This is a genomic window from Pseudomonas sp. NFX1, assembly GCF_051123555.1.
Classification (GTDB): Bacteria; Pseudomonadota; Gammaproteobacteria; order Pseudomonadales; family Pseudomonadaceae; genus Aquipseudomonas; species Aquipseudomonas capeferrum.
Genome location: NZ_CP169366.1, coordinates 4,126,768 through 4,150,000 on the forward strand (window position 1 = coordinate 4,126,768; position 23,233 = coordinate 4,150,000).

Sequence of the window (23,233 nt, forward strand, 5' to 3'; positions counted from 1 at the left end):
GACTCCAGGCTGTTCCCAACGGACGCACTACGCCCGCTAAAAGGAGGCGTGATTCTATAGACGGCTCAATTTAGTGTCAACCCAATAAAAAAAACCCCCGCTGAGCGGGGGTTTTTTCAATCGATCGAGTGATTACTCGATGATTTTGGCTACGACGCCGGCGCCGACGGTACGACCGCCTTCACGGATAGCGAAGCGCAGACCGTCTTCCATTGCGATGGTCTTGATCAGAGTGACAGTCATCTGAATGTTGTCACCTGGCATTACCATTTCAACGCCTTCCGGCAGTTCGCAGTTACCGGTCACGTCAGTGGTACGGAAGTAGAACTGAGGACGGTAGCCTTTGAAGAACGGAGTGTGACGGCCGCCTTCTTCCTTCGACAGGACGTAGACTTCTGCGGTGAACTTGGTGTGCGGCTTGACCGAACCTGGCTTGACCAGAACCTGGCCACGCTCAACGTCGTCACGCTTGGTACCACGCAGCAGAACGCCGCAGTTCTCGCCAGCACGACCTTCGTCCAGCAGCTTGCGGAACATCTCAACACCGGTGCAGGTGGTGGTGGTGGTGTCACGCAGACCAACGATTTCCAGCGGATCTTGAACGCGGACGATACCACGCTCGATACGGCCGGTAACAACGGTACCACGACCCGAGATCGAGAATACGTCTTCGATTGGCATCAGGAACGGCTTGTCGATAGCACGCTCTGGCTCTGGGATGTAAGCATCCAGAGTTTCAACCAGTTTCTTGACGGCAGTGGTGCCCATCTCGTTGTCGTCTTTGCCTTCCAGCGCCATACGAGCCGAACCGATGATGATCGGGGTGTCGTCGCCTGGGAAGTCATAGGTGGACAGCAGGTCGCGAACTTCCATCTCGACCAGTTCCAGCAGCTCAGCGTCGTCTACCAGGTCAGCCTTGTTCAGGAAGACCACGATGTACGGAACGCCAACCTGACGGGACAGCAGGATGTGCTCACGGGTTTGTGGCATCGGACCATCGGCGGCCGAGCAAACCAGGATCGCGCCGTCCATCTGGGCAGCACCGGTGATCATGTTCTTCACGTAGTCAGCGTGACCTGGGCAGTCGACGTGAGCGTAGTGACGGATCTTCGAGTTGTACTCGACGTGCGCGGTGTTGATGGTGATACCGCGAGCTTTCTCTTCTGGAGCGCTGTCGATCTTGTCGAAATCAACGACTGCCGAACCGAAAACTTCGGAGCAGACGCGAGTCAGAGCTGCGGTCAGAGTGGTCTTACCGTGGTCAACGTGGCCGATAGTGCCGACGTTAACGTGGGGAAGGGAACGATCAAATTTTTCTTTAGCCACGACAGTGAACCTCTTGCCTAAAGGGGATTAGCCTTGTTTTTTAACGAGTGCTTCGACGATGTTCGACGGAGCTTCGGCGTATTTGGAGAATTCCATGGAGTAGCTTGCGCGACCCTGAGACATGGAACGAACGTCGGTCGCATAACCGAACATCTCTCCGAGCGGAACTTCAGCACGAACGACGCGGCCGGAGACCGAATCATCCATACCCTGGACCAGACCACGACGACGGTTCAGGTCACCCATCACGTCACCCAGGTAGTCTTCCGGGGTTACAACTTCGACCTTCATGATCGGCTCGAGAACCACGCCACCGCCCTTCTGGGCCAGTTGCTTGGTTGCCATCGAAGCAGCGATTTTGAACGCCATTTCGTTGGAGTCGACGTCGTGGTACGAACCGTCGAATACCGTGGCCTTCAGGCCGATCAGAGGATAGCCGGCAACGACGCCGTTCTTCATCTGCTCTTCGATACCCTTCTGGATCGGGGCGATGAATTCCTTAGGAATCACACCACCAACGACTTCGTTGGAGAACACCAGACCTTCGGTGATGTTGCCTTTGTCGTCCTGATCCGGCTCCGAGAAACGGATCCAGCAGTGACCGAACTGACCACGACCACCCGACTGACGAACGAATTTGCCTTCGATTTCGACGTTGGACTTGGTGATCTTCTCGCGGTACGAAACCTGCGGCTTGCCGATGTTGGCTTCGACGTTGAACTCGCGCTTCATGCGGTCAACGAGGATATCCAGGTGCAGCTCACCCATACCGGAGATGATGGTCTGGCCGGTTTCTTCGTCGGTCTTGACGCGGAACGACGGGTCTTCCTGGGCCAGCTTGCCCAGTGCGATACCCATCTTTTCCTGGTCTTGCTTGGTCTTCGGCTCTACCGCTACCGAGATCACAGGCTCCGGGAAGTCCATACGCTCGAGGATGATCGGCTTGTCGGCGTTGCACAGGGTGTCACCGGTGGTGACGTCCTTCATGCCGATCAGAGCAGCGATGTCGCCTGCCAGTACTTCTTTGATTTCTTCACGCTGGTTGGCGTGCATCTGCACCATACGACCAACGCGCTCTTTCTTGCCTTTGACCGAGTTGATCACCGAGTCGCCGGACTGCAGCATACCCGAGTAAACACGGACGAAAGTCAGAGTACCAACGAACGGGTCGGTGGCAATCTTGAACGCCAGAGCCGAGAACGGCTCGTTGTCGTCGGCATGACGCTCGTCGAAGTCAGCCTCGACCAGCTCGTCCTTCGGCTTCTCGATCAGGTCAGGGTGGATACCCTTGATCGCAGGAATCTCGGTCGGAGCAGGCAGGAAGTCGATGACGGCGTCGAGAACCAGGGGAACGCCCTTGTTCTTGAACGACGAACCGCAGACGGCCGGAACGATCTCGCTGGCCAGGGTGCGCGCACGCAGACCGGCTTTGATTTCGTCGACGGTCAGCTCTTCGCCTTCCAGGTACTTGTTCATCAGCTCTTCGCTGGACTCGGCAGCCGCTTCAACCATGTTCGCGCGCCATTTTTCGGCCAGCTCGAGCATGTCCGCAGGAATTTCTTCCTCGCGGTAGGTGGTGCCTTTGTCGTCGTCGTTCCAGTAGATAGCCTTCATCTTGATCAGGTCGACCTGACCCTGGAAGTTATCTTCCGAACCGATGGCCAGCTGAACAGGAACCGGGGTGTGACCCAGACGGTTCTTGATCTGACCAACAACGCGCAGGAAGTCAGCGCCAGCACGGTCCATCTTGTTCACGTAAACAACACGTGGAACGCCGTACTTGTTGGCCTGACGCCATACGGTTTCGGACTGCGGCTCAACGCCGGAGGTACCGCAGAACACAACGACCGCGCCGTCGAGTACACGCAGCGAACGCTCTACTTCAATGGTGAAGTCAACGTGGCCGGGGGTATCGATGACGTTTACGCGGTAGTTGTCGTACTGACCAACAGAACCCTTCCAGAAGGTGGTAACGGCAGCGGAGGTAATGGTGATACCCCGCTCCTGCTCCTGCACCATCCAGTCGGTGGTCGCGGCGCCGTCGTGCACCTCGCCCATCTTGTGGCTCAGGCCTGTATAGAACAGGATCCGCTCGGTAGTGGTGGTCTTGCCCGCGTCAACGTGGGCACAGATACCAATGTTACGGTAGCGGTTAATTGCTGTAGTACGAGCCATAAAGCCCTCGCAAAATGATTGATGCTTGAATTAGAAGCGGTAGTGCGAGAACGCTTTGTTGGCTTCGGCCATACGGTGAACGTCTTCACGCTTCTTGACTGCAGCACCTTTGCCTTCAGCAGCATCCAGCAGCTCGCCAGCCAGGCGCAGAGCCATCGACTTCTCGCCGCGCTTGCGGGCGTAGTCTACGAGCCAGCGCATTGCCAGAGCATTACGACGGGATGGACGAACTTCAACCGGGACCTGGTAAGTGGCACCGCCGACACGACGGGACTTTACTTCGACCAGCGGAGCGATGGCGTCGAGAGCTTTCTCGAAGATTTCCAGGGGGTCGCTGTTCTTGCGCTCTTTGACCTTGTCCAGTGCACCGTAAACGATGCGCTCGGCCACGGCCTTTTTGCCGCTTTCCATCACGTGGTTCATGAACTTGGCGAGGATTTGGGATCCGTATTTAGGATCGTCCAGAATCTCACGTTTTGCTGCTACACGACGTCTTGGCATGATAAGCCCTCAAACGGTCTTCAGGTTAGCCCGGGACGTGGGTCTGCGACCCCTGCCCGACCTTACTCTTATCGACTCAAAAAAATGGATGTGTGCAAACGGCCGATTACTTCGGACGCTTGGTACCGTACTTCGAACGACCCTGGTTACGGCCTTTAACGCCCGAAGTATCCAGAGAGCCGCGAACGGTGTGGTAACGAACACCTGGCAAGTCTTTTACACGGCCGCCACGGATCAGGACGACGCTGTGCTCTTGCAGGTTGTGGCCTTCACCGCCGATGTACGAGGAAACCTCGAAACCGTTGGTCAGGCGAACACGGCAAACCTTACGCAGTGCCGAGTTAGGTTTTTTCGGCGTGGTGGTGTACACGCGGGTGCACACGCCACGACGTTGCGGGCAGTTCTGCAGCGCAGGAACGTCGGACTTCTCGACCGAACGCTTACGCGGCTGACGTACCAGCTGGTTGATAGTTGCCATCTACTAGCTCCACTGATTGTCTTGCGACTCTATTGTCTTGCAAGAAAGCCAAAAATTGGCGAGACGGAGCCTCACCAAATTTAAGGGTACAAAAGTCTACGGAGGATCTTGCACCCAGTCAAGACGAGGCCCCGGCCATCCCCGCCCGGTCATCGGCAACAATTTATGTCGCCGACGGCCGTTCGGGGCTTGCCGGGGCCCTGCCCTGTACTTAGTTACCGCTGGAATTCAGCGCTTCGGTCAGTGCGGCTTCAACCTCACTGGCGCTCACACGCAGCGGTTTGTCGGCTTCACGGCGACGCTTGCGCTCGCTGTGGTAGGCCAGACCGGTACCGGCCGGGATCAGACGACCCACGACCACGTTCTCTTTCAGGCCGCGCAGGTAATCGCGCTTGCCGGTGACGGCCGCTTCGGTCAGTACGCGGGTGGTTTCCTGGAAGGAAGCCGCGGAGATGAACGATTCGGTCGACAGCGACGCCTTGGTGATACCCAGCAGCACGCGCGAGAACTTCGAGATGAACTTGTCTTCGCTGGCCAGACGCTCGTTCTCGACCAGTACGTGAGTCAGTTCCATCTGGTCGCCCTTGATGAAGCTGGAATCACCCGACTCGGCAATCTCGACCTTACGCAGCATCTGACGCAGGATGGTCTCGATGTGCTTGTCGTTGATCTTAACGCCTTGCAGACGGTAAACGTCCTGAATCTCGTTGACGATGTACTTCGCCAGCGCGCTCACACCCAGCAGACGCAGGATGTCGTGCGGATCGCTCGGGCCGTCGGAGATAACTTCGCCGCGGTTTACCTGTTCGCCTTCGAAGACGTTCAGGTGGCGCCACTTCGGAATCAGCTCTTCGTACGGATCGCTACCGTCGGTCGGGGTAATGACCAGACGACGCTTGCCCTTGGTCTCTTTACCGAACGCGATGGTGCCGCTGACTTCAGCCAGAATCGAGGCTTCTTTCGGACGGCGCGCTTCGAACAAGTCGGCGACGCGCGGCAGACCACCGGTGATGTCACGGGTTTTCGACGTTTCTTGCGGGATCCGCGCGATAACGTCACCAACACCGATCTGAGCACCGTCAGCCACGCCGACGAGGGCGTTGGCCGGCAGGAAGTACTGAGCCGGTACGTCGGTACCTGGCAGGTACAGGTCCTTACCGTTGGCATCGACCATCTTGATTGCCGGACGGATTTCCTTGCCTGCGGCAGGGCGATCCTTGACGTCCAGAACTTCGATGTTGGTCAAACCCGTCAATTCGTCGGTCTGACGCTTGATGGTGATGTTTTCTTCCATGCCCACGAAGGTCACGGTACCTTTCAGCTCGGTAACGATCGGGTGGGTGTGCGGGTCCCACTTGGCGACGATGGCGCCAGCTTCGACCTTGTCACCTTCCTTGACCGAAATCACCGCACCGTAAGGCAGCTTGTAACGCTCACGCTCACGACCGAATTCATCGGCAATGGCCAGCTCGCCGGAACGCGATACGGCAACCAGGTTGCCATCGGCGCGCACGACATGCTTGAGGTTGTGCAGACGAACCATACCGCCGTTCTTCACCTGGACGCTGTCGGCAGCCGAGGTTCGGCTTGCAGCACCACCGATGTGGAACGTACGCATGGTCAGCTGGGTACCCGGCTCACCGATCGACTGTGCAGCGATAACGCCGACAGCTTCACCGATGTTGACCTGGTGACCGCGAGCCAGGTCACGACCGTAGCACTTGGCGCAGATGCCGTAGCGAGTTTCGCAGTTGATCGGCGAACGCACGATAACTTCGTCGATGCTGTTCAGCTCGATGAACTCGACCCACTGCTCGTCGACCAAGGTACCGGCCGGAACGATGACGTCCTCGGTGCCTGGCTTGAACACGTCACGGGCAATGACACGGCCCAATACGCGCTCACCCAGCGGCTCGACAACGTCACCGCCTTCGATGTGCGGCGTCATCAGCAAGCCGTGGTCGGTGCCACAGTCGATCTCGGTCACGACCAGATCCTGCGCAACGTCTACCAGACGACGAGTCAGGTAACCGGAGTTCGCAGTCTTCAGTGCGGTATCCGCCAGACCCTTACGAGCACCGTGAGTCGAGATGAAGTACTGCAGTACGCTCAGACCTTCACGGAAGTTCGCGGTGATCGGCGTCTCGATGATCGAGCCGTCCGGCTTGGCCATCAGGCCACGCATACCTGCCAGCTGACGGATCTGTGCAGCGGAACCCCGCGCACCGGAGTCAGCCATCATGTACATCGAGTTGAAGGACTCTTGCTCGACTTCGTTGCCTTCGCGGTCGATGACCTTCTCTTTCGAGAGGTTGGCCATCATCGCCTTGGACACTTCGTCGTTCGCCTTGGACCACAAGTCGATGACCTTGTTGTACTTCTCGCCCTGAGTTACCAGGCCGGAGGCGTACTGGCTCTCGATTTCCTTCACTTCGTCGGTAGCGGTACCGATGATGCGGGCTTTTTCGTCCGGGATAACGAAGTCGTTAACACCGATCGAAACGCCGGAAATGGTCGAGTAGGCAAAACCGGTGTACATCAGCTGGTCAGCGAAGATAACGGTCTCTTTCAGACCAACCACGCGGTAGCACTGGTTGATCAGCTTGGAGATCGCCTTCTTCTTCATCGGCTGGTTGACCACGTCGTACGGCAGACCTGCCGGCACAACCTGGAACAGCAGCGCACGGCCGACAGTGGTGTCGACGATACGGGTGTTCTTGGTGACGCTACCATCGCGGTCATTCACGGTCTCGTTGATACGGACCTTGATTTTCGCGTGCAGGGCAGCTTCGCCGGCGCGGAATACGCGGTCGACTTCCTGCAGGTCAGCGAATACGCGACCTTCGCCCTTGGCGTTGATGGCTTCACGGGTCATGTAGTACAGACCCAGTACAACGTCCTGCGACGGAACGATGATTGGCTCACCGTTGGCTGGCGACAGGATGTTGTTGGTCGACATCATCAGCGCGCGCGCTTCGAGCTGGGCTTCCAGCGTCAGCGGCACGTGAACGGCCATCTGGTCACCGTCGAAGTCGGCGTTGTACGCCGCACAGACCAACGGGTGCAGCTGGATCGCCTTACCTTCGATGAGCACAGGCTCGAACGCCTGGATACCCAGACGGTGAAGGGTCGGTGCACGGTTGAGCAGTACGGGGTGTTCGCGGATCACCTCGGCGAGCACGTCCCATACCTCTGGCAGCTCGCGCTCGACCATCTTCTTGGCAGCCTTGATGGTGGTCGCCAGACCACGCATTTCCAGCTTGCCGAAAATGAACGGCTTGAACAGCTCGAGGGCCATCTTCTTCGGCAGACCGCACTGGTGCAGACGCAGGGTCGGGCCTACGGTAATTACCGAACGGCCGGAGTAGTCCACACGCTTACCGAGCAAGTTCTGACGGAAACGACCTTGCTTACCTTTGATCATGTCAGCCAGGGACTTCAGCGGACGCTTGTTCGAGCCAGTGATGGCGCGACCGCGACGGCCGTTGTCCAGCAGGGCGTCGACCGCTTCCTGCAGCATGCGCTTTTCGTTGCGCACGATGATGTCCGGCGCCGACAGATCGAGCAGGCGCTTCAGACGGTTGTTACGGTTGATCACCCGACGATACAGGTCGTTCAGGTCGGAGGTCGCAAAGCGGCCGCCATCCAGCGGAACCAGCGGACGCAGGTCCGGCGGCAGTACTGGCAGGACGGTCAGGACCATCCACTCAGGCAGGTTGCCCGAGCCCTGGAAAGCTTCCATCAGCTTCAGGCGCTTGGACAGCTTCTTGATCTTGGTTTCCGAGTTGGTCTGCGGAATCTCTTCGCGCAGGCGGCCAATCTCGTGCTCCAGGTCGATAGCGTGCAGCAGCTCGCGGACAGCCTCGGCACCCATGCGGGCGTCGAAATCGTCACCGAACTCTTCCAGCGCTTCGAAGTACTGCTCGTCGTTCAGCAGCTGACCCTTTTCAAGGGTGGTCATGCCTGGGTCGATAACGACGTAGCTCTCGAAGTAGAGAACGCGCTCGATATCACGCAGGGTCATGTCCATCAGCAAGCCGATACGGGACGGCAGCGACTTCAGGAACCAGATGTGGGCAACCGGCGAGGCCAGTTCGATGTGCGCCATGCGCTCACGACGAACCTTGGCCAGGGCAACTTCAACGCCGCACTTCTCGCAGATCACACCGCGGTGCTTGAGGCGCTTGTACTTGCCGCACAGGCACTCGTAGTCCTTGACTGGGCCAAAGATCTTGGCGCAGAACAGGCCGTCACGCTCAGGCTTGAACGTACGGTAGTTGATGGTTTCCGGCTTCTTAACTTCACCGAACGACCACGAACGGATCATTTCAGGCGACGCCAGACCGATGCGGATGGCGTCGAACTCTTCGACTTGACCCTGGTTTTTCAGCAAATTCAGTAGGTCTTTCAAGGCCTTTCCTCCTGGCGGAGCAGGAAGCGGGCTGTGCCAGCCCCGCTCCCCTTCGCGTCACGTGTTATTCGGTTTCCAGATCGATATCGATACCGAGCGAACGGATCTCTTTGATCAACACGTTGAAGGACTCGGGCATGCCCGGCTCCATACGGTGATCGCCATCCACGATGTTCTTGTACATCTTGGTACGGCCGTTCACGTCGTCCGACTTCACTGTGAGCATTTCTTGCAGGGTGTATGCCGCGCCGTATGCTTCCAGCGCCCACACTTCCATCTCCCCGAAACGCTGACCACCGAACTGCGCCTTACCACCCAGCGGCTGCTGAGTAACCAGGCTATAGGAACCAGTGGAACGCGCGTGCATCTTGTCGTCCACCAAGTGGTTCAGCTTGAGCATGTACATGTAACCAACGGTCACAGGACGCTCGAATTTGTTGCCGGTACGGCCGTCGAACAGCACCATCTGGCCGCTTTCTGGCATGTCTGCCAGTTTCAGCATGGCCTTGATCTCGCTTTCCTTGGCACCGTCGAAGACCGGGGTAGCCATAGGCACGCCCTTCTTCAAGTTATGCGCCAGGGCAAGGATCTCTTCGTCGGTGAACTCTTCCAGGCTTTCCTGACGACCGCCGATCTCGTTGTAGATCTCGGTGAGGAACACGCGCAGCTCAGCAGCTTTGCGTTGCTCTTCGATCATCCGGTCGATCTTCTCGCCCAGGCCTTTGGCCGCAAGGCCCAAGTGGGTTTCAAGGATCTGACCAACGTTCATACGCGAAGGTACGCCCAGCGGGTTCAGTACGACGTCGACCGGAGTACCGTTGGCGTCGTGCGGCATGTCTTCGACCGGCATGATCACCGAGACCACACCTTTGTTACCGTGACGACCAGCCATCTTGTCGCCCGGCTGGATGCGGCGGCGGATAGCCAGGTAGACCTTGACGATCTTCAGTACGCCCGGTGCCAGGTCATCGCCTTGCTGCAGCTTGCGCTTCTTGTCTTCGAACTTGTCATCCAGCAGACGACGGCGATCGACGATGTAAGCCTGAGCTTTTTCCAGCTGCTCGTTCAGAGCATCTTCGGCCATACGCAGTTTGAACCACTGGCCGTGCTCCAGACCGTCCAGTACTTCGTCAGCGATCACGGTGCCTTTCTTCAGGCCCGCACCACCGTCGACCACTTGGCCGTTCAGGGCGGAACGCAGACGCTCGAAGGTTGCACCTTCGACGATGCGGAACTCTTCGTTGAGGTCCTTGCGGATCTCGTCCAGCTGCATCTTCTCGATGGCCAGGGCGCGGCTGTCGCGCTCAACGCCGTCACGGGTGAAGACCTGAACGTCGATGACAGTACCTTTGGTGCCGGTTGGCACACGCAGGGAGGTGTCTTTGACGTCGCTTGCCTTCTCACCGAAGATTGCGCGCAGCAGCTTCTCTTCCGGAGTCAGTTGGGTCTCGCCTTTCGGAGTGACCTTGCCGACCAGGATGTCGCCAGCGCCGACTTCGGCACCCACGTAGACGATACCGGCTTCGTCCAGCTTGTTCAGCGCAGCTTCACCCACGTTCGGGATGTCTGCGGTGATTTCCTCTGGGCCAAGCTTGGTGTCACGCGCCACACAGGTCAGTTCCTGGATGTGGATCGTGGTGAAGCGGTCTTCCTGAACCACACGCTCGGACAGGCAGATGGAGTCTTCGAAGTTGAAGCCGTTCCACGCCATGAACGCGATGCGCATGTTCTGACCCAGTGCCAGTTCACCCATATCGGTGGACGGGCCGTCGGCCATGATGTCGTGACGCTTGACCACATCACCTTTGCTGACCAGCGGACGCTGGTTGATGCAGGTGTTCTGGTTCGAGCGGGTGTACTTGGTCAGGTTGTAGATATCTACACCTGCTTCACCGGTCTCGACTTCGTCATCGGCAACACGCACGACGATACGGCTGGCATCGACCGAGTCGATCACGCCGCCACGACGGGCTACGACGCAGACGCCGGAGTCACGGGCAACGTTGCGCTCCATGCCGGTACCTACCAGCGGCTTGTCAGCGCGCAGGGTCGGTACAGCCTGACGCTGCATGTTCGAACCCATCAGTGCACGGTTGGCGTCGTCGTGTTCGAGGAACGGAATCAGCGACGCTGCGACCGAGACAACCTGCTTCGGCGAAACGTCCATCAAGGTGACGTCTTCCGGCGCCTTGACGGTGAATTCGTTCAGGTGACGAACCGCTACCAGCTCATCGATCAGTTGCTTCTTCTCGTTCATCGCGGCCGAAGCCTGGGCGATGACGTGATCCGCTTCTTCAATGGCCGACAGGAACACGATGTCGTCGCTGACCACGCCTTCCTTCACCACGCGGTACGGGCTTTCCAGGAAGCCGTACTGGTTGGTGCGGGCATAGGCTGCCAGGGAGTTGATCAGACCGATGTTCGGACCTTCAGGGGTCTCGATCGGGCACACGCGGCCGTAGTGGGTCGGGTGTACGTCACGGACTTCGAAGCCAGCACGCTCACGGGTCAGACCGCCAGGGCCGAGTGCAGAAACACGGCGCTTGTGGGTGATCTCGGAGAGCGGGTTGTTCTGGTCCATGAACTGCGACAGCTGGCTGGAACCGAAGAACTCTTTCACCGCCGCCGCTACCGGCTTGGCGTTGATCAGGTCTTGCGGCATCAGGCCTTCGCTTTCAGCCATCGACAGACGTTCCTTGACCGCACGCTCCACGCGCACCAGGCCAACACGGAACTGGTTCTCGGCCATCTCGCCGACGCAACGTACGCGACGGTTACCCAGGTGGTCGATGTCGTCGACGATACCTTTGCCGTTACGGATGTCGACCAGGGTCTTGAGGACCTCGACGATGTCTTCCTTGCTCAGCACGCCCGAACCTTCGATCTCGGTACGACCGATACGACGGTTGAACTTCATGCGGCCTACGGCGGACAGGTCGTAACGCTCGGCGCTGAAGAACAGGTTGTTGAACAGGGTCTCGGCAGCATCCTTGGTTGGCGGCTCGCCTGGACGCATCATGCGATAGATCTCGACCAGGGCTTCCAGCTGGTTGCTGGTGGTGTCGATCTTCAGGGTGTCGGAGATGAACGGACCGCAATCGATGTCGTTGGTGTACAGGGTCTCGATACGGACGACCTGCGCCTTGGCGACCTTGATCAGCAGCTCGGTGGTCATCTCGGTGTTGCACTCGGCGAGGATCTCGCCGGTAGCCGGATGAACGATAGCCTTGGCAGTGGTGCGGCCCAGGACGTATTCCATAGGAACGTCGAGCTGCTTGACGCCGGCTTTCTCGAGCTGGTTGATGTGGCGCGCAGTGATACGGCGACCCTGCTCGACAATGACCTTGCCGGTTTCGTCATGGATGTCCATGACCGCGACTTCACCACGCAGACGCTGTGGCACCAGTTCCAGGCTCAGTTTTTCGCCGGAAACGTGGAACACGTTGGTGGTGTAGAAGGTGTTCAGAACCTCTTCGGTGCTGTAACCCAGTGCGCGCAGCAGTACCGAGGCCGGCAGTTTGCGGCGACGGTCGATACGCACAAACACGCAGTCCTTCGGGTCGAACTCGAAGTCCAGCCAGGAACCGCGGTAAGGAATGATGCGAGCGGAGTACAGCAGCTTGCCGGAGCTGTGCGTCTTGCCACGGTCGTGGTCGAAGAACACACCAGGCGAACGGTGCAGCTGGGAAACGATCACACGCTCGGTACCGTTGATTACGAAGGTACCGTTCTCAGTCATCAGGGGGATTTCACCCATGTAGACTTCTTGCTCTTTGATGTCCTTGATCGCTTTGTTCGACGATTCCTTGTCGAAGATGATCAGGCGCACCTTGACCCGCAGTGGGACCGCGAAGGTCACGCCACGCAGGACACATTCCTTCACATCGAAGGCGGGTTCGCCCAGGCGATAGCCTACGTACTCCAGGGCAGCATTGCCGGAGTAGCTGATGATCGGGAATACCGATTTGAAGGCCGCGTGCAGGCCGACGTCGCGGAACTGATCCTTGGATGCTCCCGCTTGCAGGAATTCGCGATACGAATCCAGCTGGATGGCCAGGAGGTAAGGCACATCCATGACGTCCGGCAACTTGCTAAAGTCCTTGCGGATACGTTTTTTCTCAGTGTATGAGTAAGCCATCAGCGTTCCCCAGCTTGGTCACCTGCTTGTTTGGCTTCTCCCGGCGGGAGCAGCCAGAAAATCGTGCAAACCCCTTGGTTTGCGCCACCCACATGGGTGTCTTGCAGCTCGCTATCGGGGCCGATCTGATCGGCCACCAATAACGGAAAAAGGCCGGTGGCATAAGCCACCAGCCATCAGCCTTGTGCTCAACGCTCAGGCTGGCATCGCAAAGTCGAAATTACTTCAGCTCGACTTTAGCGCCTGCTTCTTCCAGCTTCTTCTTAGCGTCTTCAGCGGCTTCTTTCGAAACGCCTTCAGCTACGACCTGAGGAGCGCCGTCGACTTTCTCTTTGGCTTCTTTCAGGCCCAGACCGGTCAGTTCACGAACGGCCTTGATCACGTTTACTTTCTTCTCACCGGCTTCAAGCAGAACAACGTTGAATTCGGTTTGCTCTTCAACAACGGCAGCAGCAGCAGCTGGGCCAGCAGCGGCAACAGCAGCGGTAACGCCGAAGGTTTCTTCCATAGCTTTGATCAGCTCAACAACTTCCAGAACGGTTTTCTGGCCGATTGCTTCGATGATTTGCTCGTTAGTCAGGGACATGACTTAAATCCTGTATTGGGGTGACAGCCTTCGCAGCCATCAAATTAAACAAATGATTTTGAAAGAGGTTACGCCGCCTTAGGCAGCAGCAGCTTCTTTCTGGTCGCGAACGGCCGCCAGAGTACGAGCCAGCTTGCTGGTAGCGCCTTGAATCACGCTCATCAGACGTGCGATAGCTTCGTCACGGGTCGGCAAGGTAGCCAGTACATCGATCTGGTTGGCGGCAATGAACTTGCCGTCAAACGCAGCTGCCTTGATCTCGAACTTGTCCTGACCCTTGGCGAACTCTTTGAACAGACGAGCAGCAGCGCCCGGGTGTTCGTTGGAGAAAGCGATCAGGGTCGGGCCAGTGAAGGCGTCGTTGAGGACACTGAATTCAGTATCAGCAACAGCGCGCTTGAGCAGGGTGTTACGTACGACGCGTACGTAAACGCCAGCTTCACGAGCCTCTTTACGGAGTCCGGTCATTGCGCCTACAGTCACACCACGGGCATCAGCCACGACAGCGGACAGAGCGACTTTGGCAGCCTCGTTGACTTCAGCGACGATGGCCTTCTTGTCTTCGAGTTTAATTGCCACGGGTTTACTCCTGGTTTCTACCGTTTCATCTGGCCGAAGCCGGATGTCGTTTTGGTGTCTGATTCGATAACGAATCGGGAGCACCATCTGCGTAGGCTGGTGGTTTAAGACTTGCGTCGCCTACGGTCTTGGATAGCCCCCGCCAGGCAGGGACCCCAATTTTTGCTGGCAGCACGACACGTCGTGCCGCCATGGTCTTACGCGTTCAGCGAACCTTGGTCGATGACCAGGCCTGGGCCCATGGTGGTGCTCAGGGTAACGCGCTTGACGTAAATACCTTTCGAAGAAGCTGGCTTGATACGCTTCAGATCAGCGATCAGGGCTTCAACGTTTTCCTTCAGCTTGACGGCTTCGAAGCCGACTTTGCCAACGGAGGTGTGAATGATACCGTTCTTGTCGGTACGGTAGCGAACCTGACCAGCCTTGGCGTTTTTGACAGCGCCGGCTACGTCTGGAGTCACGGTACCAACTTTCGGGTTAGGCATCAGGCCGCGAGGACCCAGAACCTGACCCAGCTGACCTACAACGCGCATGGCATCAGGCGATGCGATAACAACGTCATAGTTCAGGTCGCCGGCTTTCATTTCAGCAGCCAGATCGTCCATACCTACACGATCAGCGCCGGCAGCCAGAGCGGCCTCAGCAGCTGGACCCTGGGTGAAGACGGCAACGCGTACGGTCTTGCCAGTGCCGTGTGGCAGCACAGTAGCGCTACGAACGACCTGGTCGGATTTACGCGGGTCAACGCCGAGGTTGACGGCAACGTCGAAGGATTCGCTGAACTTCACGGTGGACAGTTCGGCCAGCAGCACGGCTGCTTCTTCGAAGTTGTAGACTTTGCCAGCTTCGATTTTCGAAGCAATAGCCTTTTGGCGCTTGGTCAGCTTAGCCATTACACACCCTCCACGTTCAGGCCCATGCTGCGGGCAGAGCCAGCGATGGTGCGTACAGCAGCGTCCAGGTCAGCAGCGGTCAGATCAGCCTGTTTGGCCTTGGCGATATCTTCGAGCTGAGCACGGGTCACGGTACCGACTTTGACGGTGTTCGGGCGAGCCGAACCACTGGTCAGGCCAGCAGCTTTCTTCAGCAGAACCGAGGCAGGGGTGCTCTTGGTCTCGAAAGTGAAGCTACGGTCGCTGTAGACAGTGATGATCACAGGAGTCGGCAGGCCGGCTTCTTGACCCTGAGTACGGGCGTTGAAGGCCTTGCAGAATTCCATGATGTTCACACCGTGTTGGCCCAGTGCTGGACCAACGGGTGGGCTTGGGTTGGCCTGGCCGGCCTTAACTTGCAGCTTGATGTAAGCCTGAATCTTCTTAGCCATGAGCTACTCCAAAATCGGGTACGAACGCCAGAAGGCTCCCCGGATGACTTGCGTTTTATCCCAGTGACGACAAAACCCCGCAGCACACAGGGCTGCGGGGTATGGGATGCTTCGTCCGCCTAGACCTTTTCGACCTGGCTGAACTCGAGCTCTACCGGGGTAGAGCGACCGAAAATGAGCACCGCCACCTGGAGGCGACTCTTTTCGTAGTTAACCTCTTCGACACTGCCATTGAAGTCTGCGAACGGACCGTCAATGACTCGAACCACTTCACCTGGCTCGAACAGCGTCTTCGGCTTCGGCTTGTCGCTACCGTCAGCAACGCGACGCAGGATAGCCTCAGCTTCTTTATCAGTGATTGGCGCAGGCTTGTCTGCGGTACCACCAATGAAGCCCATCACACGAGGGGTATCCTTGACCAAGTGCCAAGTCCCTTCGTTCATCTCCATCTGGACCAGTACATAGCCAGGGAAGAATTTGCGCTCACTCTTGCGCTTCTGGCCGTTACGCATCTCAACGACTTCTTCGGTCGGAACCAGAATTTCGCCGAAACCGTCTTCCATGCCAGCCAGCTTGACGCGCTCGATCAGCGAGCGCATCACATGCTTCTCGTAACCCGAGTAAGCATGCACTACGTACCAACGCTTAGCCACGGGACACCCTTAGCCAACAATCAAGGAGACCGCCCAGCCGAGCAGGGAATCAAGACCCCACAACAGCAGCGCCATAACCAGAACTACAGCCACGACAATCAGCGTGGTCTGAGTGGTTTCTTGGCGGGTCGGCCACACGACTTTACGGATCTCGGTACGAGCTTCCTTCGCCAACGCAAAGAACGACTTACCCTTCGCAGTCTGCAAGGCAACAAAGCCAGCAGCCGCAGCCAGGGCGAGCAATGCAAGGACGCGATACAGGATTGGGGAGGCGGAGTAATATTGATTACCCACGACGCCAACAACCACCAAAGCAACTACAGCCAGCCACTTGAACAGATCAAAACGCGATTCTTGGGCTTCAGTTTTGGGAGTCATCGGGGAGGATCCTGTGAGAAGAAAGCCAATCACACCGAGGTGAATGGCAGGTCAGGAGGGAATCGAACCCCCAACCTACGGTTTTGGAGACCGTCGCTCTGCCAATTGAGCTACTGACCTGTAACGCTGTATCAGGCCGGCCATTATACCGGCCTGATCAAGTAAATCAACTACTTATTCGATAATTTTTGCTACGACGCCGGCGCCGACGGTACGACCGCCTTCACGGATAGCGAAGCGCAGACCGTCTTCCATTGCGATGGTCTTGATCAGAGTGACAGTCATCTGAATGTTGTCACCTGGCATTACCATTTCAACGCCTTCCGGCAGTTCGCAGTTACCGGTCACGTCAGTGGTACGGAAGTAGAACTGAGGACGGTAGCCTTTGAAGAACGGAGTGTGACGGCCGCCTTCTTCCTTCGACAGGACGTAGACTTCTGCGGTGAACTTGGTGTGCGGCTTGACCGAACCTGGCTTGACCAGAACCTGGCCACGCTCAACGTCGTCGCGCTTGGTACCACGCAGCAGAACGCCGCAGTTCTCGCCAGCACGACCTTCGTCCAGCAGCTTGCGGAACATCTCAACACCGGTGCAGGTGGTGGTGGTGGTGTCACGCAGACCAACGATTTCCAGCGGATCTTGAACGCGGACGATACCACGCTCGATACGGCCGGTAACAACGGTACCACGACCCGAGATCGAGAATACGTCTTCGATTGGCATCAGGAACGGCTTGTCGATAGCACGCTCCGGCTCTGGAATGTAGCTATCCAGAGTTTCGACCAACTTCTTGACGGCAGTAGTGCCCATCTCGTTGTCGTCTTTGCCTTCCAGGGCCATACGAGCCGAACCAATGATGATCGGTGTGTCGTCGCCCGGGAAGTCATAGGTGGACAGCAGGTCGCGAACTTCCATCTCAACCAGTTCCAGCAGCTCAGCGTCGTCTACCAGGTCAGCCTTGTTCAGGAAGACCACGATGTAGGGAACGCCAACCTGACGGGACAGCAGGATGTGCTCACGGGTTTGCGGCATCGGACCGTCGGCGGCCGAGCAAACCAGGATCGCGCCATCCATCTGGGCTGCACCGGTGATCATGTTCTTCACGTAGTCAGCGTGACCTGGGCAGTCGACGTGAGCATAGTGACGAATGTTCGAGTTGTACTCGACATGAGCGGTGTTGATGGTGATGCCGCGTGCTTTTTCTTCTGGAGCCGAGTCGATCTTGTCGAACTCAACGACTGCCGAACCGAAAACTTCGGAGCAGACGCGAGTCAGAGCTGCAGTCAGAGTGGTTTTACCATGGTCAACGTGGCCGATAGTGCCAACGTTCACGTGTGGTAGGGAACGATCAAACTTTTCCTTAGCCATCGATACAATCCTCCGCAGAAGAAATAGTCTTACGCTGATAAAACAAAGGCAGATATTTTCATATCTGCCTTGTTTATATGGAGCTCTTGAGCGGACTTGAACCGCTGACCTCACCCTTACCAAGGGTGTGCTCTACCAACTGAGCTACAAGAGCGAAACACTTTGCGCAAAACCCAGCAAACTTGGAGCGGGTAGCGGGAATCGAACCCGCATCATCAGCTTGGAAGGCTGAGGTTCTACCACTAAACTATACCCGCGGAGCTTGCGGCTCTCGCTAAAACTGGTGGAGGGAGAAGGATTCGAACCTTCGAAGCTCTCGCAACGGATTTACAGTCCGTCCCCTTTGACCGCTCGGGAATCCCTCCAGATGTGGCCGGCATTCTATGTGTCTGCCGCCCTAGTGTCAAGCTCTTTTTCAAATTTTTTCAATCAAATCTGAAACTTAGCTGCGTTGACACCGCTTCCAGTTCCGCCACCTGAGTGGTGTTCCCTGTGAAGCGGGCGCCATTCTATCAAGCTATTCGCCAGTTGCAATACCCTGGCAGAAAATAATTTTATGTTTTAAGTCTTTGAAATCGCTGGAAAGTGCTGCGAGTACGGTTTGGTCCAGCAACCGCTCGCTTTCCGGGGAAATCTTCAGCCACAGACCGTCGGCCCCCGGCAGCTGACCCGACACCGGCAATGCATTGATATCCAGGCTCAGCAAGCGCTGACGCAGTGCATCAAGCTGCTCTTTCCCCGCCAGGCCACCGACAACCAGGCACTCATCGCGACGACGGGCCGGTGTGGACACGCCTGTTTCACGCAGCAGGCGGATCTCTTGTTGATTACCTTTGTACAACGACAGCGGGGTGACGTCCTTGACCTTGAGCGGGGCTTCCTGTTGATGCCAGACGTAATAGAAGACGTTGAGCACCAGCAACAGCAGAAACAACCAACGCATAAGCACCTCAGTCCAATGGGCAGGCCATTGCCAGGCCAACGAATACCAGGTCAGGGACTACCCGTGCCTGCGGCGCAGCTTCACGCACCAACGGCGCATCCCCGCCGGTAAGGAACACGGTAAAATTCTCCCCCCACAGCGCACGCGCCTGTTCGAGCTGAGTCCGGGCAAAGCCTTGCAGCATTAATACGCAACCACGCTCCACGGCCTCGACGGTCGAGCGCCCCGGGGCAAGGCTGGTCAATGCACGCGCTGCCGAAGCATCGTCATAGCGGATACGTCGGGTATGTGTACGCAACTGACTACGCATCAGCGGCATCCCCGGACAGATATAACCACCCAGGTGCTCGCCATCGGCGGCAATGAAGTCAGCCTTGGCGGCGGTCCCCAGGTCGATCACGAGGCAAGCACCCTTGGCCAGGTGGAACGCACCCAACGCTGCGAGCCAGCGATCCATGCCCAGGCGTTGATAGTCTTCATAGCCATTACGCACCCCCGCTGCTTGCTGGGCAGGCTCTGCGACTTGCGCCACCACACGGAATGCCTGGCCGATCAGCGAGCAAAGTGCAGCAGTTTCTTCCTCGCTGCGCACACTGACGATACGGCAACCCGACAAACGCAGCGACGCCAAGGCACTGACCTCGGCCACCAGCGACTGATCCGAATCGACAATACCGCCGCCCACGATCGTAGCGTCGCCAGCATGAATGACCCGCCACTTGATAAAGCTGTTACCGCAATCGAGCTCAAGAATCATCACGCAACCTCAAACTGAGCTCACCACCGCTGAAGCTCTTTTCCACACCGTCGACCTCAAGGCGCAAGCCGCCCTGCCCGTCCACACCGAGCACTACCCCATCGATCCGGGTACTGCCGGCAACCAGCGATACGTTACGCCCCTGCCATAGATGCGCTTGCTCCCATTCCTCCTGGAATGCGGCAAAACCATAGCGGCGGTGACGCGCCAATTCATGTTGCAGTTGCTGGCTGAGCATCGCCACCAAGTGATTGCGATCAATTGCGGCGCCAACCTCACGTCGCATCGAGGTCCACGCCTGGTCGACCTGGTCATTGGTCTGCATGTTCACATTAATGCCAATACCAAGCACCACGTGACAGACGTCTGCCGGGTCGCCGACCAGCTCAAGCAAGATGCCCGTGATCTTCTGCCCACGCACAAGCACATCATTGGGCCATTTAAGTCCCACATCCTTTACGCCGAAACCTTGCAGCGTTCGCATTACCGCCAACCCCACCACCAGGCTCAGCCCTTCGAGCTGGCGCATGCCGCCTTCGACACGCAAGACGAGGCTGTAATAGAGGTTTTCTGCGAAGGGGCTTACCCATTGACGACCGCGGCGGCCACGCCCGGCATTCTGGCGCTCGGCCAGCACCAGAAAAGGAGCAGCCTGCCCCTCACCCGCAAGCCGCAGCCCTTCGGCATTGGTCGAATCGATGGTTTCGTGGATGAAAACTGGCCACTGCTCGCCCTCGGCAAACTCGGCGATCGCCTTCGCTTCGAGCAGGACCAGAGGCGCCGCTAACTGGTAGCCGCGGCCACGAACCTTGTGAATAGTGAGGTTCAGCTCGGTCTCCAGGTGCTGCAGCTGCTTCCAAACGGCGCTGCGACTCACCCCGAGGGCTGCCCCCAAGGCTTCACCGGAATGGAACCGGCCATCCTTGAGGAGATTCAACAACTTCAGCATGCCAGTCTCGACTTGGAATAAGGCTGGCATGATAGCTATGGGTAGTGGCCTTGCATAGGAGAAGGGCCGCCCGCAGATGCTACCAACAGGGAGTTTTCCAGCCGCAAAGACAAAACCCCTACCTGCTTGCGCAGATAGGGGTTTTGCGAAATGAATCTTGACGATGACCTACTCTCACATGGGGAGACCCCACACTACCATCGGCGATGCATCGTTTCACTACTGAGTTCGGGATGGGATCAGGTGGTTCCAATGCTCTATGGTCGTCAAGAAATTCTGTTGCCAGAATGTCCAGATGGACAGCCCAGCGAATTCGGATATGTGATTTGTGATGTGCATTCGAACTTTCGGTTCGTGTGTCTTCACCACCGCAATCTGCATGAGCAAATTGCTTGGGTGTTATATGGTCAAGCCTCACGGGCAATTAGTATTGGTTAGCTCAACGCCTCACAGCGCTTACACACCCAACCTATCAACGTCGTAGTCTTCGACGGCCCTTTAGGGGATTCTAGATCCCAGTGAGATCTCATCTTGAGGCAAGTTTCCCGCTTAGATGCTTTCAGCGGTTATCTCTTCCGAACATAGCTACCCGGCAATGCCACTGGCGTGACAACCGGAACACCAGAGGTTCGTCCACTCCGGTCCTCTCGTACTAGGAGCAGCCCCTCTCAAATCTCAAACGTCCACGGCAGATAGGGACCGAACTGTCTCACGACGTTCTAAACCCAGCTCGCGTACCACTTTAAATGGCGAACAGCCATACCCTTGGGACCGGCTTCAGCCCCAGGATGTGATGAGCCGACATCGAGGTGCCAAACACCGCCGTCGATATGAACTCTTGGGCGGTATCAGCCTGTTATCCCCGGAGTACCTTTTATCCGTTGAGCGATGGCCCTTCCATACAGAACCACCGGATCACTAAGACCTACTTTCGTACCTGCTCGACGTGTTTGTCTCGCAGTCAAGCGCGCTTTTGCCTTTATACTCTACGACCGATTTCCGACCGGTCTGAGCGCACCTTCGTACTCCTCCGTTACTCTTTGGGAGGAGACCGCCCCAGTCAAACTACCCACCATACACTGTCCTCGATCCGGATAACGGACCTGAGTTAGAACCTCAAAGTTGCCAGGGTGGTATTTCAAGGATGGCTCCATGAGAACTGGCGTCCCCACTTCAAAGCCTCCCACCTATCCTACACAAGCAAATTCAAAGTCCAGTGCAAAGCTATAGTAAAGGTTCACGGGGTCTTTCCGTCTAGCCGCGGATACACTGCATCTTCACAGCGATTTCAATTTCACTGAGTCTCGGGTGGAGACAGCGCCGCCATCGTTACGCCATTCGTGCAGGTCGGAACTTACCCGACAAGGAATTTCGCTACCTTAGGACCGTTATAGTTACGGCCGCCGTTTACCGGGGCTTCGATCAAGAGCTTCGCTTGCGCTAACCCCATCAATTAACCTTCCGGCACCGGGCAGGCGTCACACCCTATACGTCCACTTTCGTGTTTGCAGAGTGCTGTGTTTTTAATAAACAGTCGCAGCGGCCTGGTATCTTCGACCGGCATGGGCTTACGGAGCAAGTCCTTAACCCTCGCCGGCGCACCTTCTCCCGAAGTTACGGTGCCATTTTGCCTAGTTCCTTCACCCGAGTTCTCTCAAGCGCCTTGGTATTCTCTACCTAACCACCTGTGTCGGTTTGGGGTACGGTTCCCAGTTATCTGAAGCTTAGGAGCTTTTCTTGGAAGCATGGCATCAACCACTTCGTCGCCTAATGGCAACTCGTCATCAGCTCTCGGCCTTGAAATCCCGGATTTGCCTAAGATTTCAGCCTACCACCTTAAACTTGGACAACCAACGCCAAGCTGGCCTAGCCTTCTCCGTCCCTCCATCGCAATAACTGCAAGTACAGGAATATTAACCTGTTTTCCATCGACTACGCTTTTCAGCCTCGCCTTAGGGACCGACTAACCCTGCGTCGATTAACGTTGCGCAGGAAACCTTGGTCTTTCGGCGTGGGAGTTTTTCACTCCCATTGTCGTTACTCATGTCAGCATTCGCACTTCTGATACCTCCAGCAAGCTTCTCAACTCACCTTCACAGGCTTACAGAACGCTCCTCTACCGCATCATCATAAGATGATACCCGTAGCTTCGGTGCATGGTTTGAGCCCCGTTACATCTTCCGCGCAGGCCGACTCGACTAGTGAGCTATTACGCTTTCTTTAAAGGGTGGCTGCTTCTAAGCCAACCTCCTAGCTGTCTAAGCCTTCCCACATCGTTTCCCACTTAACCATGACTTTGGGACCTTAGCTGACGGTCTGGGTTGTTTCCCTTTTCACGACGGACGTTAGCACCCGCCGTGTGTCTCCCATGCTCGGCACTTGTAGGTATTCGGAGTTTGCATCGGTTTGGTAAGTCGGGATGACCCCCTAGCCGAAACAGTGCTCTACCCCCTACAGTGATACATGAGGCGCTACCTAAATAGCTTTCGAGGAGAACCAGCTATCTCCGAGCTTGATTAGCCTTTCACTCCGATCCACAGGTCATCCGCTAACTTTTCAACGGTAGTCGGTTCGGTCCTCCAGTCAGTGTTACCTAACCTTCAACCTGCCCATGGATAGATCGCCCGGTTTCGGGTCTATACCCAGCGACTAAACGCCCTATTAAGA

Annotated in this window: 16 protein-coding genes, 4 tRNA genes and 2 rRNA genes (1 of these 22 cut by a window edge); all 22 read right to left on the bottom strand. The window is 57.1% G+C overall.

Features of this window, described 5'->3' with window-relative positions; genetic code table 11:
* Positions 1-132: 132 nt before the first annotated feature.
* Positions 133-1,326: an elongation factor Tu gene (gene tuf, locus DJ563_RS18640; RefSeq protein WP_434518149.1), complete on the bottom strand. Its 1,194-nt coding sequence runs from the start codon at positions 1,324-1,326 to the stop codon at positions 133-135.
* A gap of 27 nt (positions 1,327-1,353) precedes the next feature.
* Positions 1,354-3,501, bottom strand: coding sequence for an elongation factor G (gene fusA, locus DJ563_RS18645; RefSeq protein WP_274099795.1), 2,148 nt, complete (start codon positions 3,499-3,501; stop codon positions 1,354-1,356).
* Positions 3,502-3,531: 30 nt separating this feature from the next.
* Positions 3,532-4,002 carry a 30S ribosomal protein S7 gene (gene rpsG / locus DJ563_RS18650; RefSeq protein WP_008089143.1) on the bottom strand — a complete coding sequence of 157 codons (471 nt, stop codon included), beginning with the start codon at positions 4,000-4,002 and terminating at the stop codon, positions 3,532-3,534.
* A gap of 106 nt (positions 4,003-4,108) precedes the next feature.
* Complete coding sequence (gene rpsL, locus DJ563_RS18655; protein ID WP_003255492.1) at positions 4,109-4,480, bottom strand: 30S ribosomal protein S12; 372 nt, start codon at positions 4,478-4,480, stop codon at positions 4,109-4,111.
* Positions 4,481-4,691: 211 nt separating this feature from the next.
* Positions 4,692-8,891 (bottom strand): DNA-directed RNA polymerase subunit beta', encoded by a 4,200-nt coding sequence (gene rpoC / locus DJ563_RS18660; RefSeq protein ID WP_033703491.1) that lies wholly within the window; start codon positions 8,889-8,891, stop codon positions 4,692-4,694.
* Between the two features lie 64 nt (positions 8,892-8,955).
* A complete protein-coding gene (gene rpoB, locus DJ563_RS18665) occupies positions 8,956-13,029 on the bottom strand; it encodes a DNA-directed RNA polymerase subunit beta (RefSeq protein ID WP_047583916.1) in 4,074 nt (1,357 codons plus the stop codon).
* Positions 13,030-13,249: 220 nt separating this feature from the next.
* Positions 13,250-13,615 carry a 50S ribosomal protein L7/L12 gene (rplL, locus tag DJ563_RS18670; RefSeq protein ID WP_033703494.1) on the bottom strand — a complete coding sequence of 122 codons (366 nt, stop codon included), beginning with the start codon at positions 13,613-13,615 and terminating at the stop codon, positions 13,250-13,252.
* A 78-nt stretch (positions 13,616-13,693) separates the two neighbouring features.
* The gene (gene rplJ / locus DJ563_RS18675; protein ID WP_027595468.1) at positions 13,694-14,194 is read right to left on the bottom strand and encodes a 50S ribosomal protein L10; all 501 of its coding nucleotides are present in this window, start codon (positions 14,192-14,194) and stop codon (positions 13,694-13,696) included.
* 197 nt (positions 14,195-14,391) lie between these two features.
* Complete coding sequence (gene rplA, locus DJ563_RS18680; protein WP_033703496.1) at positions 14,392-15,087, bottom strand: 50S ribosomal protein L1; 696 nt, start codon at positions 15,085-15,087, stop codon at positions 14,392-14,394.
* Positions 15,087-15,518, bottom strand: coding sequence for a 50S ribosomal protein L11 (rplK, locus tag DJ563_RS18685; RefSeq protein WP_003255500.1), 432 nt, complete (start codon positions 15,516-15,518; stop codon positions 15,087-15,089). Before rplK ends, rplA begins: the two co-directional genes overlap by 1 nt.
* Positions 15,519-15,637: 119 nt before the next feature.
* Positions 15,638-16,171 (bottom strand): transcription termination/antitermination protein NusG, encoded by a 534-nt coding sequence (gene nusG / locus DJ563_RS18690; RefSeq protein WP_003255501.1) that lies wholly within the window; start codon positions 16,169-16,171, stop codon positions 15,638-15,640.
* Between the two features lie 9 nt (positions 16,172-16,180).
* The gene (gene secE, locus DJ563_RS18695) at positions 16,181-16,549 is read right to left on the bottom strand and encodes a preprotein translocase subunit SecE (protein ID WP_027595465.1); all 369 of its coding nucleotides are present in this window, start codon (positions 16,547-16,549) and stop codon (positions 16,181-16,183) included.
* A 44-nt stretch (positions 16,550-16,593) separates the two neighbouring features.
* Positions 16,594-16,669, bottom strand: a tRNA-Trp gene (locus DJ563_RS18700).
* A 54-nt stretch (positions 16,670-16,723) separates the two neighbouring features.
* Positions 16,724-17,917 (bottom strand): elongation factor Tu, encoded by a 1,194-nt coding sequence (gene tuf, locus DJ563_RS18705; protein WP_028614144.1) that lies wholly within the window; start codon positions 17,915-17,917, stop codon positions 16,724-16,726.
* A 78-nt stretch (positions 17,918-17,995) separates the two neighbouring features.
* Positions 17,996-18,071 (bottom strand) — tRNA-Thr (locus tag DJ563_RS18710).
* Between the two features lie 29 nt (positions 18,072-18,100).
* Positions 18,101-18,174: transfer RNA gene (locus tag DJ563_RS18715), tRNA-Gly, on the bottom strand.
* A 24-nt stretch (positions 18,175-18,198) separates the two neighbouring features.
* Positions 18,199-18,282 (bottom strand) — tRNA-Tyr (locus DJ563_RS18720).
* 152 nt (positions 18,283-18,434) lie between these two features.
* Entirely contained in the window at positions 18,435-18,860 is a 426-nt protein-coding gene (locus DJ563_RS18725) for a hypothetical protein (RefSeq protein WP_434518150.1), read from the bottom strand.
* Between the two features lie 7 nt (positions 18,861-18,867).
* Positions 18,868-19,617 (bottom strand): pantothenate kinase, encoded by a 750-nt coding sequence (locus tag DJ563_RS18730; RefSeq protein WP_274100717.1) that lies wholly within the window; start codon positions 19,615-19,617, stop codon positions 18,868-18,870.
* Positions 19,607-20,566: a bifunctional biotin--[acetyl-CoA-carboxylase] ligase/biotin operon repressor BirA gene (gene birA, locus DJ563_RS18735; protein ID WP_274100716.1), complete on the bottom strand. Its 960-nt coding sequence runs from the start codon at positions 20,564-20,566 to the stop codon at positions 19,607-19,609. The genes DJ563_RS18730 and birA overlap by 11 nt, the downstream gene beginning before the upstream one ends.
* Positions 20,567-20,721: 155 nt before the next feature.
* A 5S ribosomal RNA gene (rrf, locus tag DJ563_RS18740) occupies positions 20,722-20,837 on the bottom strand.
* A 132-nt stretch (positions 20,838-20,969) separates the two neighbouring features.
* Positions 20,970-23,233: ribosomal RNA gene (locus DJ563_RS18745) — 23S ribosomal RNA — on the bottom strand (it continues 629 nt past the right edge of the window).

What these genes read in the sequence shown, in the direction of transcription:
- secE (WP_027595465.1), bottom strand. Translation starts at nt 16,549, where the DNA reads ATGACTCCCAAAACTGAAGCCCAAGAATCGCGTTTTGATCTGTTCAAG.
- tuf (WP_028614144.1), bottom strand. Translation starts at nt 17,917, where the DNA reads ATGGCTAAGGAAAAGTTTGATCGTTCCCTACCACACGTGAACGTTGGC.
- rpoB (WP_047583916.1), bottom strand. Translation starts at nt 13,029, where the DNA reads ATGGCTTACTCATACACTGAGAAAAAACGTATCCGCAAGGACTTTAGC.
- rpsG (WP_008089143.1), bottom strand. Translation starts at nt 4,002, where the DNA reads ATGCCAAGACGTCGTGTAGCAGCAAAACGTGAGATTCTGGACGATCCT.
- DJ563_RS18730 (WP_274100717.1), bottom strand. Translation starts at nt 19,617, where the DNA reads ATGATTCTTGAGCTCGATTGCGGTAACAGCTTTATCAAGTGGCGGGTC.
- DJ563_RS18725 (WP_434518150.1), bottom strand. Translation starts at nt 18,860, where the DNA reads ATGCGTTGGTTGTTTCTGCTGTTGCTGGTGCTCAACGTCTTCTATTAC.
- fusA (WP_274099795.1), bottom strand. Translation starts at nt 3,501, where the DNA reads ATGGCTCGTACTACAGCAATTAACCGCTACCGTAACATTGGTATCTGT.
- rplL (WP_033703494.1), bottom strand. Translation starts at nt 13,615, where the DNA reads ATGTCCCTGACTAACGAGCAAATCATCGAAGCAATCGGCCAGAAAACC.
- birA (WP_274100716.1), bottom strand. Translation starts at nt 20,566, where the DNA reads ATGCTGAAGTTGTTGAATCTCCTCAAGGATGGCCGGTTCCATTCCGGT.
- rplK (WP_003255500.1), bottom strand. Translation starts at nt 15,518, where the DNA reads ATGGCTAAGAAGATTCAGGCTTACATCAAGCTGCAAGTTAAGGCCGGC.
- rpsL (WP_003255492.1), bottom strand. Translation starts at nt 4,480, where the DNA reads ATGGCAACTATCAACCAGCTGGTACGTCAGCCGCGTAAGCGTTCGGTC.
- rplA (WP_033703496.1), bottom strand. Translation starts at nt 15,087, where the DNA reads ATGGCTAAGCTGACCAAGCGCCAAAAGGCTATTGCTTCGAAAATCGAA.